The 15,295-nt window shown below is 73.7% G+C and carries 13 protein-coding genes and 1 pseudogene; 6 read left to right on the forward strand and 8 right to left on the reverse strand.

Going from position 1 to position 15,295, the window contains the following annotated elements; translation table 11 throughout:
• Positions 1-42 precede the first annotated feature (42 nt).
• The 5 genes from ACIP79_RS04830 to rpmG form a co-directional block, all read right to left on the reverse strand.
• Positions 43-315 (reverse strand): DUF397 domain-containing protein, encoded by a 273-nt coding sequence (locus ACIP79_RS04830; protein ID WP_383680914.1) that lies wholly within the window; start codon positions 313-315, stop codon positions 43-45.
• A gap of 406 nt (positions 316-721) precedes the next feature.
• Complete coding sequence (gene rpsR / locus ACIP79_RS04835) at positions 722-955, reverse strand: 30S ribosomal protein S18 (RefSeq protein ID WP_401219425.1); 234 nt, start codon at positions 953-955, stop codon at positions 722-724.
• A 4-nt stretch (positions 956-959) separates the two neighbouring features.
• The gene (locus ACIP79_RS04840; protein WP_401219428.1) at positions 960-2,129 is read right to left on the reverse strand and encodes a GTP-binding protein; all 1,170 of its coding nucleotides are present in this window, start codon (positions 2,127-2,129) and stop codon (positions 960-962) included.
• On the reverse strand, positions 2,129-2,392 hold the full coding sequence (locus tag ACIP79_RS04845) for a type B 50S ribosomal protein L31 (protein ID WP_401219430.1): 264 nt from the start codon (positions 2,390-2,392) through the stop codon (positions 2,129-2,131). Before ACIP79_RS04845 ends, ACIP79_RS04840 begins: the two co-directional genes overlap by 1 nt.
• Before the next feature lie 5 nt (positions 2,393-2,397).
• Entirely contained in the window at positions 2,398-2,562 is a 165-nt protein-coding gene (gene rpmG / locus ACIP79_RS04850; RefSeq protein WP_401219433.1) for a 50S ribosomal protein L33, read from the reverse strand.
• 62 nt (positions 2,563-2,624) lie between these two features.
• Between rpmG and rpmB the strand changes: the two genes are divergently transcribed.
• The 3 genes from rpmB to ACIP79_RS04865 are packed head-to-tail and all read left to right on the forward strand — an operon-like array spanning position 2,625 to position 3,733.
• A complete protein-coding gene (gene rpmB, locus ACIP79_RS04855; RefSeq protein WP_401219435.1) occupies positions 2,625-2,861 on the forward strand; it encodes a 50S ribosomal protein L28 in 237 nt (78 codons plus the stop codon).
• A complete protein-coding gene (gene rpsN / locus ACIP79_RS04860) occupies positions 2,861-3,166 on the forward strand; it encodes a 30S ribosomal protein S14 (protein ID WP_401219439.1) in 306 nt (101 codons plus the stop codon). The genes rpmB and rpsN overlap by 1 nt, the downstream gene beginning before the upstream one ends.
• 54 nt (positions 3,167-3,220) lie before the next feature.
• Positions 3,221-3,733: a hypothetical protein gene (locus tag ACIP79_RS04865; protein WP_401219441.1), complete on the forward strand. Its 513-nt coding sequence runs from the start codon at positions 3,221-3,223 to the stop codon at positions 3,731-3,733.
• 724 nt (positions 3,734-4,457) lie between these two features.
• Here the strand turns inward: ACIP79_RS04865 and ACIP79_RS04870 are convergent.
• Positions 4,458-6,530 (reverse strand): annotated as a pseudogene (locus ACIP79_RS04870) (FUSC family protein); the annotation flags it as partial.
• Between the two features lie 500 nt (positions 6,531-7,030).
• On the opposite strand from ACIP79_RS04870, the gene ACIP79_RS04875 reads away from it, so the two are divergent.
• Positions 7,031-7,573, forward strand: a complete 543-nt coding sequence (locus ACIP79_RS04875) for a DUF4232 domain-containing protein (RefSeq protein ID WP_401219444.1) — start codon at positions 7,031-7,033, stop codon at positions 7,571-7,573.
• A gap of 9 nt (positions 7,574-7,582) precedes the next feature.
• Here ACIP79_RS04875 and ACIP79_RS04880 read toward each other — a convergent pair whose 3' ends face one another.
• Positions 7,583-8,704 (reverse strand): DUF2786 domain-containing protein, encoded by a 1,122-nt coding sequence (locus ACIP79_RS04880; protein ID WP_401219447.1) that lies wholly within the window; start codon positions 8,702-8,704, stop codon positions 7,583-7,585.
• A gap of 298 nt (positions 8,705-9,002) precedes the next feature.
• On the opposite strand from ACIP79_RS04880, the gene ACIP79_RS04885 reads away from it, so the two are divergent.
• Together ACIP79_RS04885 and ACIP79_RS04890 are read left to right on the forward strand one after the other, a co-directional pair.
• Positions 9,003-9,740 carry a Clp protease N-terminal domain-containing protein gene (locus ACIP79_RS04885; protein ID WP_401219450.1) on the forward strand — a complete coding sequence of 246 codons (738 nt, stop codon included), beginning with the start codon at positions 9,003-9,005 and terminating at the stop codon, positions 9,738-9,740.
• A gap of 57 nt (positions 9,741-9,797) precedes the next feature.
• Entirely contained in the window at positions 9,798-11,501 is a 1,704-nt protein-coding gene (locus ACIP79_RS04890) for a bifunctional 3'-5' exonuclease/DNA polymerase (protein WP_387184986.1), read from the forward strand.
• Between the two features lie 282 nt (positions 11,502-11,783).
• Here ACIP79_RS04890 and ACIP79_RS04895 read toward each other — a convergent pair whose 3' ends face one another.
• The gene (locus tag ACIP79_RS04895; protein ID WP_401219453.1) at positions 11,784-15,158 is read right to left on the reverse strand and encodes a BTAD domain-containing putative transcriptional regulator; all 3,375 of its coding nucleotides are present in this window, start codon (positions 15,156-15,158) and stop codon (positions 11,784-11,786) included.
• Between the last annotated feature and the right edge of the window lie 137 nt (positions 15,159-15,295).

Genomic DNA, 15,295 nt, shown 5'->3' on the forward strand with positions numbered 1-15,295 from the left:
GCGTTACTCAACGCAGTACGGTGATCGCGCAGCGTCGCGCGGTCAGGCACCCGCGACCAGGTGGTCGAACTCGCCGTCCTTGATGCCCAGGAGCATGGCCTCGATCTCGGCGCGCGTGTAGACGAGCGCGGGCCCGGTGGGGAACCGCGAATTCCGCACGGCCACGTCGCCGCCCGGCAGCCTCGCGAACTCCACGCAGGAACCCTGCGAGTTGCTGTGCCGGCTCTTCTGCCAGGCCACTCCGCTCAGCGCGGTGGCGGCCATGCCGTTGTACACGTCATCCACGAAATCCACGTCGTACACGTCGTGGTCCACAGGTCGCTCCCCGGTCGTGCAGTGGCTGATGTGGCCATTGATGCAGTGGTCAACTGACCCGGATCATAGCTCTGTTCATGTGCAGATGCATGGGCAGATGCACGTGCACGCGGGGTGGTCCCGTGGTTACAGCTTTTGCCGCCCCTTCGACTACAGGCGGTCGTCCAGCCGACTACAGCTGGTCTCTGGCGCATTCCCAGAAGATCGCGGCGCTCACGATCTCCAGCCCCCGTGCCTCTAAGAGGAGACGCCTGCGGGGGCCTCGGTGTTCCAACCTCCTTGAAACCTCGACAAATTGGCGCCGGAAATGGCTGGGGATTCCCTACGCGTGACGCATAGGGAACCCCCAGTCACCCCAGTCCCACCCAAGCGGTGCTCGGCCCCGCTCAGGCGTGCTCGGCTCCGCTCAGCCGACGGAGTACGGCAGCAGCGCCATCTCCCGGGCGTTCTTGATCGCACGGGCCAGCGACCTCTGCTGCCGCGCCGTCACCCGGGTGACGCGGCGGCTGCGGATCTTGCCGCGGTCCGAGATGAACCGGCGCAGCAGATCGGTGTCCTTGTAGTCGATGTACGTGACCTTGTCGCGGGCCAGCGGATTGGGGCGGGACTTCGCCGGCTTGCGCTCGGGCTTGCGGGCCATGGGGTCAGACCTCCAGAAGGGTGTCGAAGGCGGGCGTCAGCCGCTTCCAGCCGGTGCGCCCGGCGGCGTACTCGGCGTCTGTCAACAGGCAGGACTCCAGCAGCAGTTCGAGACCGTCCCGGTCCAGGCCGGGAGACGTGAAGACCAGGTGCTGGCAGCAGTCGCCGTGCTCGGGGTGCCAGTCCAGGGCGGCGGCGACCCGGCGCACCGGCGGGACCAGCTCCCACGCCGCGTCCGGCAGCGAGGCGAGCCATGGCCCGGCGTTCTCCACGCAGAGCGCGCCCCCCGCCGCGTCCCAGTGCAGCAGCGTGTCCGGCCGGTCGGCCAGCCAGAACCGGCCCCGGCTGCGCGCGGCCGCGCAGCTCAGGTCCTCCAGTGCCGCGTACAGCCGCTCCGGGTGGAACGGACGCCGACGGCGCCATACGAAGGTGGCGACCCCGCACTCGTCGGCCTCGGCCGGGAGCAGCGCACAGGCCGGATGCTGGGCGGCGGCTGCGGCGTCCACGTCGAACCCGGCGAGAGCGGCCTCGGCGAGGAGGGAGCGGCGGTTCGGGTCGGACGCACCCAAGCCCTCTTCCCCTAGCGGTACCTGACGTGCCGTCGGGTGCAGCTGGGCCAGCAGCGCGCGGTCCTCGTCGTCGGCCTCTTCGGAGGGGACGACGGCGAGCACCGGTGCGTACTCCAGCTGACGGGCGAAGGTGTCGGCGACGGTGCGCTGGTCGGCGGCGGCCGCGGCGAGGCCGCCCTCGGCGAGGTCGTCGCCGTTGCCGAGGTAGGGCAGCAGCAGGGCCGGGTCGACGGCGGTGATCACGGCGGTCAGGACCAGTCCACTGGAAGCGACCACCTCGGCCATCGCCCTCGGCTCGACCGAGTCCCACAGCTCCACGACCGCGAGCGTCGTGAGACCGGCGTCCGCGAGCCGCTCCAGTTCGGGCACGAGGTCCTCGCGCAGGGCGCAGCACGCGCAGTCGTCGACCAGGGGCGTCTCACCGGCGGACAGCACGCCGGTGGCGTCCCGGATCGTCCGTACGACCGTGCCCGCGGCGGCCGTGGCGAGGTCGTGGTGGAGCGCCACACTCCCCGGCACGTCCGTCAGCAGCCGCTCGACGGCCGCCCTGCGGGCATCGGCGTGCAGTCCGCCGACGATCGCGACGGACAGCCCCCCGGCCGCCATCAGCTCGCCCCGCGCTTGCCGAACCGCCGCTCGAAGCGCTCCACCCGGCCCGCGGTGTCGAGCACCCGCGCGTTGCCCGTGTAGAAGGGGTGGCTCACGTTCGAGATCTCGACGTCGAACACCGGGTAGGTGTTGCCGTCCTCCCATTCGACGGTTCTGCCGCCCGCCGTCGCGGCGAGTGTGGAGCGGGTGAGGAAGGCGTGGCCGGCGGCGCGGTCGCGGAAGACGACGGGGCCGTAGGACGGATGGATTCCCTCGCGCATGACGGTCAGCGCTCCTCTCGGAAGTCGACGTGCCGGCGGACGACCGGGTCGAACTTGCGCAGGACCATGCGGTCCGGGTCGCTCCGGCGGTTCTTGCGGGTGACGTACGTGTAGCCGGTCCCGGCCGTGGACCGGAGCCTGACGACCGGACGGAGTTCGTTGCGTGCCATGCTGCTATCTTACTGAAAATGAATCCCATTACCAATCAATGGTCTGGAGAGGTGCGTCACCCGTGTCCGCCCACTGCATGCTGACCGGAGCCCGGCCGGGCTTCGGCAACCGGATCTCCCACTCCCACCGGCGCACCGCGCGCCGCTTCGACCCCAACGTCCAGCGCAAGCGCTACTGGCTGCCGAGCGAGGGCCGTCACGTACGGCTGCGGCTGAGCGCACGCGGGATCAGGACGGTCGACACGATCGGCGTCGAGGCGGCCGTGGCGCGGATCCGCGCCCGGGGGGAGAAGGTCTGATGGCGAAGAAGAGCAAGATCGCGAAGAACGACAGGCGCCGGGAGATCGTCGCGCGGTACGCCGCACGGCGTGCCGAGCTGAAGGAGGTCATCCGCCGGCCGTCGTCGAGCGAGGCCGAACGGATCGCCGCCCGGGAGGAGTTGGGCAGGCAGCCGCGGGACGCCGGCGCCACCCGCGTACGCAACCGGGACAGTGTGGACGGCCGACCGCGCGGCTATCTCCGCGCCTTCGGGCTCTCCCGGCTGAACCTGCGTGAGCAAGCGCACGCCGGATTCCTTCCCGGGGTCCGCAAGTCCTCCTGGTAACTTGCTGCGGTCGTTCCGGCGACCCCGGCATCTTCTTCACTCTTGGGGGCTTCAGTGACTTCGGCTACCTTCCCGCGGCGTCGTGCGCGTATCGCGGCAGCGGCCACGGTCGCGGGCCTCGCGGCCGCGCTCGTGCTGACCGGTTGCAGCGACAGCGGCGACGACTCCGCGGACGAGTCCGCGAGCCCCACCGCCTCCGCGAGCGCGTCCGCCGACACCGGGGGCGGCTCCGGATCCACCTCCCCCTCCGGCGGCGGTGACCTGGAGGGCAGCTGGCTCGCCACGACGGACGGCAAGGCCGTGGCGCTGGTCATCACCGGCACCCAGGCGGGGCTCTTCGAGACCGGCGGCACGGTGTGCAGCGGTACGGCGGGCGAGGAGTCGGGGATGCGGATGATCCGGCTCAAGTGCACGGACGGCAGCGAGGCCCGCGCGGTCGGGATGGTCGACTCCGTGAGCGGCGCAGCGATGAAGGTCACTTGGGAAGGTGACCTCGGTCCCGAGTCGTACACGAAGTCCGAAGGCGGGCAGTTGCCTACGGGGTTGCCTACGGGGAGTTTGGGCTGACGGGGGCTGGGGGCCTGCGGAGGCCTTGGGGCACGTTTTTGGGCGTGCGGGCTCCTTTGGGCGTCTTCGGGTTCCTTAGGGCTCCTTAGCGATCTCCCTCGGAGGGCCGTTGCTGGTGGCGCCGGGCCGTGGAGTCCCTTGGGTTCCGCGGCTCGTTCGTGTTTGGGGGGCGGTTCGTGTTTGGGGGGCGGTTCGTTTTCGGGGGGCCGTCGGTCTTCGGCGATCCGTCGGTTGGGGGCGGTGCGTCGGTTAGGGGCGATCCGACGGTCTGGGGTGGCCCGGCAGTTGGTGGCGGCCGGTCGGCCGTGGGAGGTTCGTGGGCCGGGGGCGGTTCGTCGGCCGGGGGCGGCCCGGCAGTTGGTGGCGGCCCGTCGGCCGGGGGAGGTTCGCCGGCCGGGGGAGGTTCGCCGGCCGAAGGCGGTTCGCCGGCCGGAGGCGGTCCGTCAGCCGGAGGCGGTTCGTCAGCCGGAAGCAGCCCGTCGGCCCGTGGCGGCCCGGCAGCCGGAAGCGACCCGTCAGCCGGAGGCGGCCCGTCGGTCGAGGGCGGTTCGGTGGTCTTCGATGGTGGGACGTCTGTCGTCTGCGGGCCGTCCGTCTTGCCTGCCCGGTCCGCCGTCGCGTCCGGCCCGTCGCCCGTCCTGCCCGACCCGTCCGCCGTCTTGCCTGACCGGTCGCCCGTCTTGCCTGATCCGTCGCCCGTCCTGCCCGGCGCGTCTGACCCGCCTGACGTCATTGGGGGTACGGCGGTGTCGAGGGACTCGGAGAGTTCGGTGAGGGAGTTGAGGAGGAGGCCGGCGCCCTGGCGGGCCATCGCTTCGGGGCCGTCGTCGGGGTCGCCCTCGGCGTCCCAGGTCTCCAGGGCCTCGCGCACGGCGTCCCATCGCGGGACACGGCGCTCGCGTACGGCCTTGGCGCCCCTGTCGGTGGCGGCGCGCAGGGCGTCGGCGAAGCGGGCCGCGGCCGGGACGGCGGGCGCGGCCCGGTCCGGGAGGTGGGCCTCCATGAGCATGGCGACGCGGCCCAGCTGGGCGAGCGCGTCATCGGCGTCGTCGGCGGCGGTGCGGGACAGGCCCCGGTGGCGTACCGGCTCACCCTGGGCGCGGGCCACGGCCGCGTGCCAGGCGGCGCGGGCGGCCCGGGAGCCGAGGAGGGCCTCGCGGACGTCGGGACCCCCGGCGGGATCGGCGTACCTGCTGAGCACCGCGGCGGCGTAACGGCCCTGCGCGGCCAGCCAGTCGGCGAGGCGGGTGCGCAGCCGCGGGGTCTCCCAGGCCGGGTAGACCGCGTACGCGATCATCGCGAGGAGCCCGCCGAGCAGCGTGAGCAGCACCCGTTCCGGAACCGTCTGCGTCCACGCCTCGCCGCCCAGGCCGAGCAGGAAGACGACATACGCGGCGACGCAGGCCTGGGCGGCGAACTGGCCGGTGCGCATCACCAGGTACATGCAGGCCGCGCTGGCGACGGCGAGGGCCGCGGAGAGGTACTCCCCCGGATGCGCCGCCTGGACCACGCCCGTGGCCAGGGCCACGCCCACCAGGGTGCCGCCGAAACGGGCGACCGCGCGGCTGTACGTCAGGGAGAAGTCGGGGCGCATGACCATGACCGAGGTCAGCGGGGCCCAGTAGCCGTGGCCGAGCGGGAGCCAGGTGCCCAGGAGGTAGCCGGTGGCGGCGACCGCGGTCACCCGGGTCGCGTGGCGGGCGATCGGGGAATCCCGGTGGAGTTCTCGTCGCATGGCGGCGAGGGCCACCGGAACGAGGTGCGGGAGGGTGGGGCGCGGGCGGTGTTCGGGTGCGGTCGGGGCGGATCTGCCGGTGCTCTCCGCCGTCTCCACCACGTCTTCCAGGAGGGTTCTCAGGCGTCCGGCCGCGCGGTAAGGCGGGCCCGTCAGGATGGAGCCGGTGTCGGGGGTCCGGAAGGTGGCGACCGCGTTCGGCGCGACGGACACGGGGTCGCCGCGCCGGACGGCTCGCGCGGTGGCGTCCAGGACGGTGGCCGCGGCGGCGAGGAGTTCGCGGACCCGGTCGCGCTCGCGGCCCTCGGCCGGTACGCCCATGGCCGGGTCGGCGAGGGAGGCGAGGACCGGGCGGATGCGTTCGGCGATGCCGCGGGTGCCGTGGAGGGCGGCGGGGCGGCTGCGGGCCTGGCGCGGGGTGACGGCAGCCGCGTTGCGGGCCTCCATCAGCGGGAGCGGGTCGAAGGGCGCGGCCGGGTCGTGGCGCAGCCGGCGCGCGTAGTCCGCCTCGGCCGCCAGGGCGTCGGCCAGCGCGTCACGGTGGGCACCCCAGCGGCGTACCGGAAAGAGCACCACGAGCAGCGCCTGCACCAGGCCGCCCACGACCATCATCGCCGCGTGGCCCGCCGCCTGGGCGACCGAGGTCGGCAGGGTGACCGTGATCAGCATGATCGCCACGTTCGAGGAGGCCATCAGGCCGATGGTCGGGCCCGCCGCCCAGCTCATCCCGGCCAGGAAGGTCCACACCACCAGCAGCGGCAGGAAGAGTGCCAGGTGGGAGACGGTGAGGTAGCCGAGGAAGGTGGAGACCGCGAGGCTCGCGCCGGAGGCCAGGGCGAGTTCCGGGCGGGGGCGCCAGCTGCGCTGGAACGTCGCGATCGCCGCCTGGAAGGCCCCGAACGCCGAGCTCGCCGCCGCTTCGGGCCCGAACGCCCACAGGCTCACCGCGATCACCAGCGCGAGGCCGGCCGCGCCGCGCAGCGCGATCAGCGGTTCGAGACGCTTCCGCTCGACCACGAAGCCCGAGCGCGTGGTCTCCCTCAGCGCCCGGAGCCAGCTCATTCGGCCAGCGTACGGAGGTTTCGGCGGGTTCGCGGTACGGGAGGGGAGCCCCGGCGGGGGCGGGCGGCTACGGAAGGAGGGGGCCGGTAGGCGGGGCCAGGAGGCAGGGGCCAGGGCCCGGGAGCCGGGAGCCGACACAGCCGAAGGCCGCGGGACAGGAAGAGGTCGCTGCCTGTCCGGGGTGGGGGCTCGCCGGGGGCGGAGGCGGGCGAGGCCCGGGGCAGGCGGGGCCGGAGGCGGGCTAGGCCCGAGGCAGCCGGGGCCGGAGGCAGCCGGGGCCAAGACTGCCGAGGCCGAAGCAGCCGGGGCCGGGACTGCCGGACCCGTGACAGCCAGGGCCAAGACTGCCGAGGCCGAGGCAGCCGGGGCAGGGACGGCGGGGCCCGTGACAGCCAGGGCCGTGGCGGGTGAGGACCGGGACAGCCGGGCCCGTGGCGCGGGGGCACAGTGATATGCGTGATGATCCTGGGAGCACCGTCACGATTCAGGGGAACGAAAACATGCGCGCCATACCGATCGCCGTCACCGCCCTCGTGGCGGCCCTCACTCTGACCGCCTGCGGCGACAGCGGCGACGACGGCGGTGACAACGACACCAAGGCCACGGCCTCCGCCGCCGCCACGGCCGCCTGCGCGATCGGCCAGGTCGCGCTGGAAGCCGGTCCCGCCAGCGAGGCCCCGGCCGCGGGCGACACCGGCATCGTGCCCTTCACCATCACCAACAGCGGCGACCAGTGCACGCTCGAGGGCTTTCCCGGCGTCGGTCTGACCGCCGGCGACACGTCCGCGACCGTCGCCGGCGACGAGGCCGCGCAGCCGGAGAAGCTGACCCTGGCGAAGGACGACACCGCGACCTTCACCATCACCTACGTACGGGGCGAGGCCGCCGGGGCCGAGAGCCTCGACGCCACGACGGTGCAGATCAGCCTGCCCGGCGCCGACACCACCAAGGACTTCCCGTGGTCGTACGGCCCCGTCGCGGGGAAGACCGGGGCGGGCGAACCCGACGCCACGGTGAGCCCCTTCCAGCGCGCGGGCGACTGAGCCGCCGGATCACGGGATCGGGCGCCGCCCCCTGACCTGCGCCCGGTCCGCCGCCGCGGCGCCCTCCTGCCAGCCGGCCGCGTCGGTCACCCCGCGCAGCCGGGTGGTCACCGTCTCGGGGAACATCCGCTCCAGCTGGTCCGCGACCGCCACGTCGCGGGCCACCAGCACCGGCAGCAACCCGCCCTCGGTGGACGCCACTTGGCCCTCCGCGACGGACGCGAGCCGGTCGCCGATCCGGTGCGCGTACGCGGCCAGGAACGACTGCCGGAAGGTCTTCGTACGCTTGCGTCCGCCCGCCCGCTGCGCCGCCTCCGCCTTCGTCATCGCGGCGGTGGCCTGCACAAGGAGCGAGGTGTAGAGGAGTTCGACGGCCTCCAGGTCGGGCTCGAAGCCGACGACGGTGGAGAAGCCGAGGGAGTCGTTCCACACGGCTCGGCAGCGGTTCGCCCCGGCCACCGCGTCCAGGAGCACCGCCTTGGCCGTCTCGTACGGCGGCTCGACCCCGATCCGGCAGGCTCCGGGCGCGTCCTTGGCGTGCGTACGGGCCGCCAGCAGCGCCTCGTCGATACTGTGCCGCGCCATCAGCTCCTGCGCCTTGGCGCTCAACGCCTCGGCCTCCTCGGGGAATCCGGTCGCCTCGGCCTTCGCGAGCAGGGCGCGGATACGGGTGAGCATGCGGGAGTCCTTGTGGGCGGCGGGCACCGGCCCCTCGGGGACGTCCAGCGGCTCGATGGAAGGGAGACGGAGGAGGAGCCGGTACAACTCCAGGGCGGCCGTGGCGTAGGAGAAACGGTCGGTGCGCGCCGGTCCGGTGGCGTCCAGGTCTTCGAGCTGGGCCGCCCAGCGTGGGCCACGGGGCTTGTCCCGGCGGCTCTCGCCACGGATCAGCTCCGCCGCCAGACGTACGTGCACGTCCTCAAGCTCGCGCCGCACGAACCGCACGACGTCGGCCGGCTCCCAGCCGCGCCGCCAGGCCGCGGCGACGAACTCCTCGCCGCGCCGGGTGAGTTCGACGTCCGAGGCGGGGTCGGCGGCCAGCATCGAGGCGCCCGCGTCGAGGGCGGAGTCGGAGTCGGCGTAGAGGGCGGCCTCGAAGGCGCGCTCCACGGTGCCGGGCGTGCTGCTCATCCCTCGATCGTGCCACGGGCCCGGCGGAGGCTACGGCCTGCCCTACCCCCGGAAGACCCGCTGGTGGTCGCGTACGCGGGCGTACGCGGGGTCGCCGGACGGTTCACTGGGGGAGGCATGGTCCGGACACCGCGCTCGCGTCGAAGAGACTGGCTCATCCACACCCTGTGGACAACGAACTGATGGCCAGGCTTGGGGAGTTGGGCCCCGCGGGCTCGGGCGCGGGGCCCCGAGACGCCCCACCCTGAACTGTCAACCTTGGGTTGACAGTGATGGACTGCCAACCTACGGTTGACACATGACGACGAACCCACCCGGCACGGCATCCGTACGTCTCGACGACCTCATCGACGCGATCAAGAAGGCCCACCCCGACGCACTCGACCAGCTCCAGGACGCGGTGATCGCCGCGGACCACCTCGGCGACGTCGCCGACCATCTGATCGGCCACTTCGTGGACCAGGCCCGGCGCTCGGGTGCCTCCTGGACGGATATCGGGAAGAGCATGGGAGTCACCCGGCAGGCCGCGCAGAAGCGCTTCGTACCGAAGGCCGAGGCGGACCTCGACCCCAGCCAGGGCTTCGGCCGCTACACCCCCCGCGCCCGGAACGTGGTCATGGCCGCGCACAGCGCGGCGAAGTCCGCGGGCAACGCCGAAGGGCTCCCCGCGCACCTCGTACTCGGCCTTCTCGCCGAACCCGAGGCCGTCGCCGCGCGGGCGATCACCGCGCAGGGCGTGACCCTGGACGCCGTACGCGAGGCGGCGACGGCGGCGCTCCCGCCCGCGGCCGACACCGTGCCGGAACTCGTCCCGTACGGCCCCGCCGCCAAGAAGGTCCTGGAGCTCACCTTCCGCGAGGCTCTGCGCCTCGGCCACAACTACATCGGCACCGAGCACATCCTGCTGGCCCTCCTGGAGTTCGAGAACGGCGACGGAGTCCTCAGCGCGGCCGGCATCGACAAGGCGGCGACGGAGGCCCGGATCACGCTGGCGCTGGAGGAGTTCCAGCGGACGCGGGAGCAGCCGGCCGGCTGAGGCACGGCGGTGCGCGGCCGGCGCCCGTTGTCAGACCCTCCTGCGAGACTCGGAAGCATGACCGACCGGTGGGCTCTCGTACCGGCCGAGGACGGTGGCGCGGAGATCGCCCCCCTCGGCCCGGACGGGCTGCCCGCGGGGCCGGTGCGCCGGGAGCCGGATCTCGTCGACGCCGTGCGCGCGCGGCCGGACGTGACCCGGTGGGTCTGGCGGTCGACGGCCGAGGTGTATCCGCGTCTGCTCGCCACGGGGGTGCGAGTCGAGCGGTGCTACGACATCGAGGCCGCCGAGACGCTGCTCCTCGGTCACGAGGGGCGGCTGGGGGAACCCCGGTCGGCCGCCGCCGCGCTCGCGAGACTGCGCGGCGGCCCCGTACCGCCGGACCCGCCCCAGCGCTCCGCCGAACCCGGCTCGCAGTCCTCCCTCTTCGAACCGCGCCCGGTTCACGTACCCCTGGCGGATCTCCTGGAGGTGTACGCGGACCAGCACCGCCGCATCGAGGCGACCGCTCTCCCCGAGCGCATGCACCTGCTGACGACGGCGGAGTCGGCGGGGATGCTGGTGGCCGCCGAGATGAACGGATCGGGGCTGCCGTGGAGCGCCGACGTCCACCGAGCGGTACTGCACGAACTGCTCGGCGAGCGGTACGCGGGCGGTGGCGAGCCGCGACGCCTGGCCGAGCTCGCCGAAGAGGTCTCGGCGGCCTTCGGGAGACGGGTCAGACCCGACCTGCCCGCCGATGTCATAAAGGCCTTCGCGCAGGCCGGGATCAAGGTCAGGTCCACCCGCCGCTGGGAGATCGAGTCCATCGACCACCCGGCCGTGAAACCCCTGATCGAGTACAAGAAGCTGTACCGGATCTGGGTGGCGCACGGCTGGTCCTGGCTCCAGGACTGGGTGCGGGACGGACGCTTCAGGCCGGAGTACCTGCCCGGCGGGACGGTCACCGGGCGGTGGGTGACCAACGGCGGCGGGGCGCTCCAGATCCCCAAGGTGATCCGCCGTGCCGTGGTCGCCGACCCCGGCTGGCGGCTCGTCGTGGCCGACGCCGACCAGATGGAGCCCCGGGTGCTCGCGGCGATCTCGCGCGACCCGGGTCTGATGGAGGTCGCGGGCCGCGAGAGCGACCTGTACCAGTCGGTGTCGGACCGGGCGTTCTCCGGTGACCGGGCGCAGGCCAAGCTCGCCGTGCTCGGGGCCGTGTACGGACAGACGTCGGGTGACGGACTGAAGAACCTCGCCCTGCTGCGCCGCCGCTTCCCCAGGGCCGTCGCCTACGTGGACGACGCGGCCCGCGCGGGCGAGGAGGGGCGGCTCGTCCGGACCTGGCTCGGGCGTACCTGCCCTCCCGCCGTCGGTGCCTCCGACGCCGCGGACGCCGCGTCGGAGGAGGCCGGTATCCCGCAGGACGACCCCGCCGAGACCGTCGCCGACCAGACCGCCTGGGTGCCTGGCTACGCGTCCTCCAACTCCCGCGCCCGCGGACGCTTCGCCCGCAACTTCGTCGTCCAGGGCAGCGCCGCCGAGTGGACCCTGCTGGTGCTCGCCGCCCTCCGTCGCACCTGCGCCGGCCTCGCCGCCGAGCTGGTCTTCTTCCAGCACGACGAGGTCATCGTGCACTGCCCGGCCGAGGAGGCGGACACGGTGGTGACCGCGATCCGCGACGCGGCCGACCTCGCGGGCCGCCTCACCTTCGGCGAGACACCGGTCCGCTTCCCGTTCACGACAGCGGTCGTGGAGTGCTACGCGGACGCGAAGTGAGCTGACGTACGGAGGAGCGTTGGGACGGGGTGACGTACGGCGCCGGGCCGGGGTGACGTACAGCGCCGGGACGCGGTGACGTGAGATCACCGGGCCGTGTGCGACGGGGCAGCACCTGACGGGGCGGGCCGGGCGAGAGCGACCGGCCGGCCCACGACAGGCGGCGGAGTCACGACAGTGGGCGGCGGCACGAGAGCCGACAGGAGCCGGTAAGTGGATGGCGGCCCGACAACCAACGCGGACAGGTCAGACGGCGGCGGCACGGTAGCCGACGCGGACAAGTCAGCCGACCGGCGACACCAGGGCCGACGCGGACAAGTCAGGGGGCTGCGGGAGGTCGGCGGGACGGGCGAGGAGTTCTCTCAGTCGGGCCACCACCGAACTGTCCGTCCCGTCCAGCGCTTCGAGGGCCGACCGCCACTGCCCGTACGCCCCTTCGGTATCTCCCGCCGAGCTCAGCAACAGCCCGCGCTGGTGACGGGCGAGCCCTCCGGTGTACGCGTCGGCGCGGCTGTCGGCGCGGCACACCAGCAGGTCGCACTCGTCGGCGGCCCGCGCCCGGAACCCCGCTTCCCGCAGGGCGCGCACCAGCCCGAGCCGGGTCTGCGCCTCGCCGTGCCAGTCGCCGTGGCCGCCGAGAACGCGCAGGCTCTCCTCGAAGTGCGGTACTGCGGCGGCCGGTTCGCCGAGGGTGAGATGGGCGTAGCCGATGTTGCAGTGCGCGGAGTGCCGGATGATCACGTCGCCCAGCGCGTCGCCGATCGCGAGGCTCCGCTTGTGGTGGTCGATGGCGGCCCGCGGGTCCGTGTGCTCGTACAGGTTGCCGAGGTTGCTGTAGGTGATGGCCTCGGTGTGCCGGTCTCCCAGACTCCGGGAGAGTTCCAGGCTCCGCAGCAGCGCCTCGCTGGACTCGTCGTGCCGGCCGAGCCCCTGGAGGAGCATGCCGCGGTTGTTCAGCCCTCGCCGCACCCATGACAGGACTCCGAGCCGCCGCCAGATCGCCAACGCCTCGTCGTTCAGGGCGAGTGCGTCGCCCGCGCGCCCCGTCATGAAGTGCAGCCCGGCCAGGTCCCCGAGGGCGTACGCCTCGGCCGCCTCGTCGCCGAGCCGCCGCGCGGCGCGCAGCGCGGCCCGCTGGAGGACCTCCGCCTCGGCGACCCGGCCGCCGCGTTGGGCGTACGGGTGGAGCAGTCGCACCAGGACGGGGACGTACGGGCAGACCGGTGCGTAGCGCTCCACCAGCGCCACCACGTTCTCCAGCTCCAGATCGCCCCAGGCGAAGGCCTCCTTGGCGGAGCCGAACGGCGGTGTGGCCTCGACCTCCGTCGCGTGCGAGGCCGGTTGGGAGGCGGTCGGCCTGCTGCGGTCCTCGCGGTCGAGGCCCGGTTCGACGATCACCGCGAGGGTGCGCGCGGCGACGGCGGCGTACCAACGCAGGGCTTGTTCCGCCGCGTTGGGGACACCGTCCTCACCATTGGCGGCCCCGGTTGCTGCCCCGAGGGCCGGCTCGGTGACCAGCCCGTCGTCCGGGGCCCCCGCGATCTCGCGGGCGAAGTCGCGGACGAGGTCGTGGGGTGCGTAGCGGCCGTACGCCGTCTCCTCCAGGAGGGCGACGTCGACGAGGCGGTCGAGGGCGGCCTCGGCACGGCGTTCGTCGGTGCCGGTGAGCCGGGCGAGGAGGGGCGCGCCGTACGCGGGGAGGTCGAGCGCGCCGATCCGGCACAGGGCGAGCGCCGCGTCCCGGTCGGTCTGCCGCTCCGAGGCGCGCAGCGCGTCATGGGCGACGCCCAGCGACCTGCGTACGCTCAGGTCGTCGTACTCAAGGTGGTGCAACCGCCCCTCGGTGGCGGCCAGTTGACCGGCCAGCACGTCCGGAGTGAGTGCGCGGCGCGCGGCGAGGCGGGCCGCGACGATACGGAGGGCGAGCGGCAGTCGGCCGGTGAGCTCGACGAGGCGGTGGCCGCCGTCGAGCCCCTCCTCCCGTCCGGAGATCGCGCGGAGCAGCGCCGCGCTGTCCTCGTCGGACAGTGGCGCCAGCGGGAAACGGTGCGCGCCGTCCAGTGCCGTGAGCGGCGAACGGCTCGTCACGATCACCGCGCACCCCGATCCGGCGGGCAGCAGCGGCCGTACCTGCGCGGCGTGCGCCGCGTCGTCGAGCACCATCAGCGTGCGGGTCGGCGCGAGCATCGAGCGGAGCAACGCGGCTGCCGCGTCCGGGTGTTCGGGGATGCGCCGCGGTTCGGTACCGAGGTCGCGCAGCAGCGCGGCGAGCGCCTGAGCGGAGGTGAGCGGGGTCATTCCGGGCGTGGCGCCGTGCAGGTTCACGTACAGCTGCCCGTCGGGAAAGCACTCCCTCGACCTGTGCGCCACGTGCAGTGCCAGCGCGCTCTTGCCGACGCCGGCCATACCGCTGATGACGGCGACGCCGGGTCCGGAGGCGGCCGCCCGGTGATCGGCGTCCAGGACCGGGCGCAGCGCCTTGCGTACGTCGTCCCTGCCGGTGAAGTACGCGGGAGGGGGCGGGAGTTGGGCCGGCCGGGGCGGGCGTGTGGGGGCGGGGGCCGGAACCGTGGCTGGGACCGTGGCTGGGACCGTGGCCGGGAGGCCCGGCTCCGGGTCCGGCTGCGGCCCCGAGTCCGACCCCGACTGCGGGTGTGACCCCGACTCCGGGTGTGACCCCGGTGATGCCTCAGGCGCCCCGGTACGAGGGCTCGGGGCGCCGGTCCCGCGGCCGTCCGCCCCCGCCGGTGGTGTCCCCTGTGCCTGCCGCTCCCGTTCCCGCAGGATCTCCAGGTGCGCCTCCCGCACCGCGGCGCCCGGCTCGACACCGAGTTCCTCGACCAGGCGGGCCCGCAGGTCACGGTGGACGGCCAGGGCCTCGGCGCGACGGCCGGTGCGGTGCAGGACGAGCATCAGCTGCCGGTGGAAGGCCTCACGGAGGGGATGCTCGGCGACGAGGGCGGCCAACTCCGGTACGAGCCGGTCCAGTCGGCCGCCACCGGTGACACCGTGCGCCCCGGCACCCCCGGCACCCCCGGCACTCACACCGTCGAAGTCCGCCGCACTCCGCTCCCCCGCACCCGCGCCCTCGCGGCCCACCGCATCCCGCGCCCCGGCCTTCGCGAGGCCCAACTCGGCCTCGTACCGCCACTCCAGGACGAGCAGTCGTGCCTCCGTGAGCCGCTGGACGAGCGCGTACCCGCGGCCCTCGGGCGGGAGCCCGCTCAGGGGGGTGCCGCGCCAGAGCGCGAGGGCGTTCTCGGACTCGCGCAACGCGCGTTCCCAGTCGCGTCCGGCGTGCGCGACGCGTGCCGCCGCGACGTGGTCGTCGAAGACACGGACGTCCAACTCGCCCTCGCCGACCCGCAACAGGTACCCCGGCGGAACGGCGCGCAGCCGCTCCGGATCGTCGAGGAGGCGTCGCAAGCGGGTGACGTGGTTGTGGAGCGAGGCCTGCGCGGACGCCGGCGGCGACCCGTCCCACAGGGCGTCCTTGAGCGCGTCGACGGAGACGACCCGGCCCGGCTCGAACAGCAACGCGACCAGCAGGGCACGCGTCTTTCCGCCGCCGACCGAGCGGACCTCGCCCTCGGCGTCGTACAGGACAGGTGGCCCCAGCAGCCCGAACCGCAGTGTCCGCCGCAGCCCGTCCCGCATGACGCCGTCCACTGCCCTTCCGCGCGAGCACCTCGTACGCGCTCCAACCCGACCGCACCCGCGCGGACTTGCACCGGCCGGCACGCGGTTCCCGGTGGAACCGTTGGCGGTCATGTTAGCGATCCGTTGGCGCGACC

It is taken from the genome of Streptomyces sp. NPDC088747, from assembly GCF_044751025.1.
In the GTDB taxonomy this organism is placed as follows: Bacteria; Actinomycetota; Actinomycetes; order Streptomycetales; family Streptomycetaceae; genus Streptomyces.

What these genes read in the sequence shown, in the direction of transcription:
- rpsR (WP_401219425.1), bottom strand. Translation starts at nt 955, where the DNA reads ATGGCCCGCAAGCCCGAGCGCAAGCCGGCGAAGTCCCGCCCCAATCCG.
- ACIP79_RS04840 (WP_401219428.1), bottom strand. Translation starts at nt 2,129, where the DNA reads ATGGCGGCCGGGGGGCTGTCCGTCGCGATCGTCGGCGGACTGCACGCC.
- ACIP79_RS04845 (WP_401219430.1), bottom strand. Translation starts at nt 2,392, where the DNA reads ATGCGCGAGGGAATCCATCCGTCCTACGGCCCCGTCGTCTTCCGCGAC.
- rpmG (WP_401219433.1), bottom strand. Translation starts at nt 2,562, where the DNA reads ATGGCACGCAACGAACTCCGTCCGGTCGTCAGGCTCCGGTCCACGGCC.
- rpsN (WP_401219439.1), top strand. Translation starts at nt 2,861, where the DNA reads ATGGCGAAGAAGAGCAAGATCGCGAAGAACGACAGGCGCCGGGAGATC.
- ACIP79_RS04875 (WP_401219444.1), top strand. Translation starts at nt 7,031, where the DNA reads ATGCGCGCCATACCGATCGCCGTCACCGCCCTCGTGGCGGCCCTCACT.
- ACIP79_RS04880 (WP_401219447.1), bottom strand. Translation starts at nt 8,704, where the DNA reads ATGAGCAGCACGCCCGGCACCGTGGAGCGCGCCTTCGAGGCCGCCCTC.
- ACIP79_RS04885 (WP_401219450.1), top strand. Translation starts at nt 9,003, where the DNA reads ATGACGACGAACCCACCCGGCACGGCATCCGTACGTCTCGACGACCTC.
- ACIP79_RS04890 (WP_387184986.1), top strand. Translation starts at nt 9,798, where the DNA reads ATGACCGACCGGTGGGCTCTCGTACCGGCCGAGGACGGTGGCGCGGAG.
- ACIP79_RS04895 (WP_401219453.1), bottom strand. Translation starts at nt 15,158, where the DNA reads ATGCGGGACGGGCTGCGGCGGACACTGCGGTTCGGGCTGCTGGGGCCA.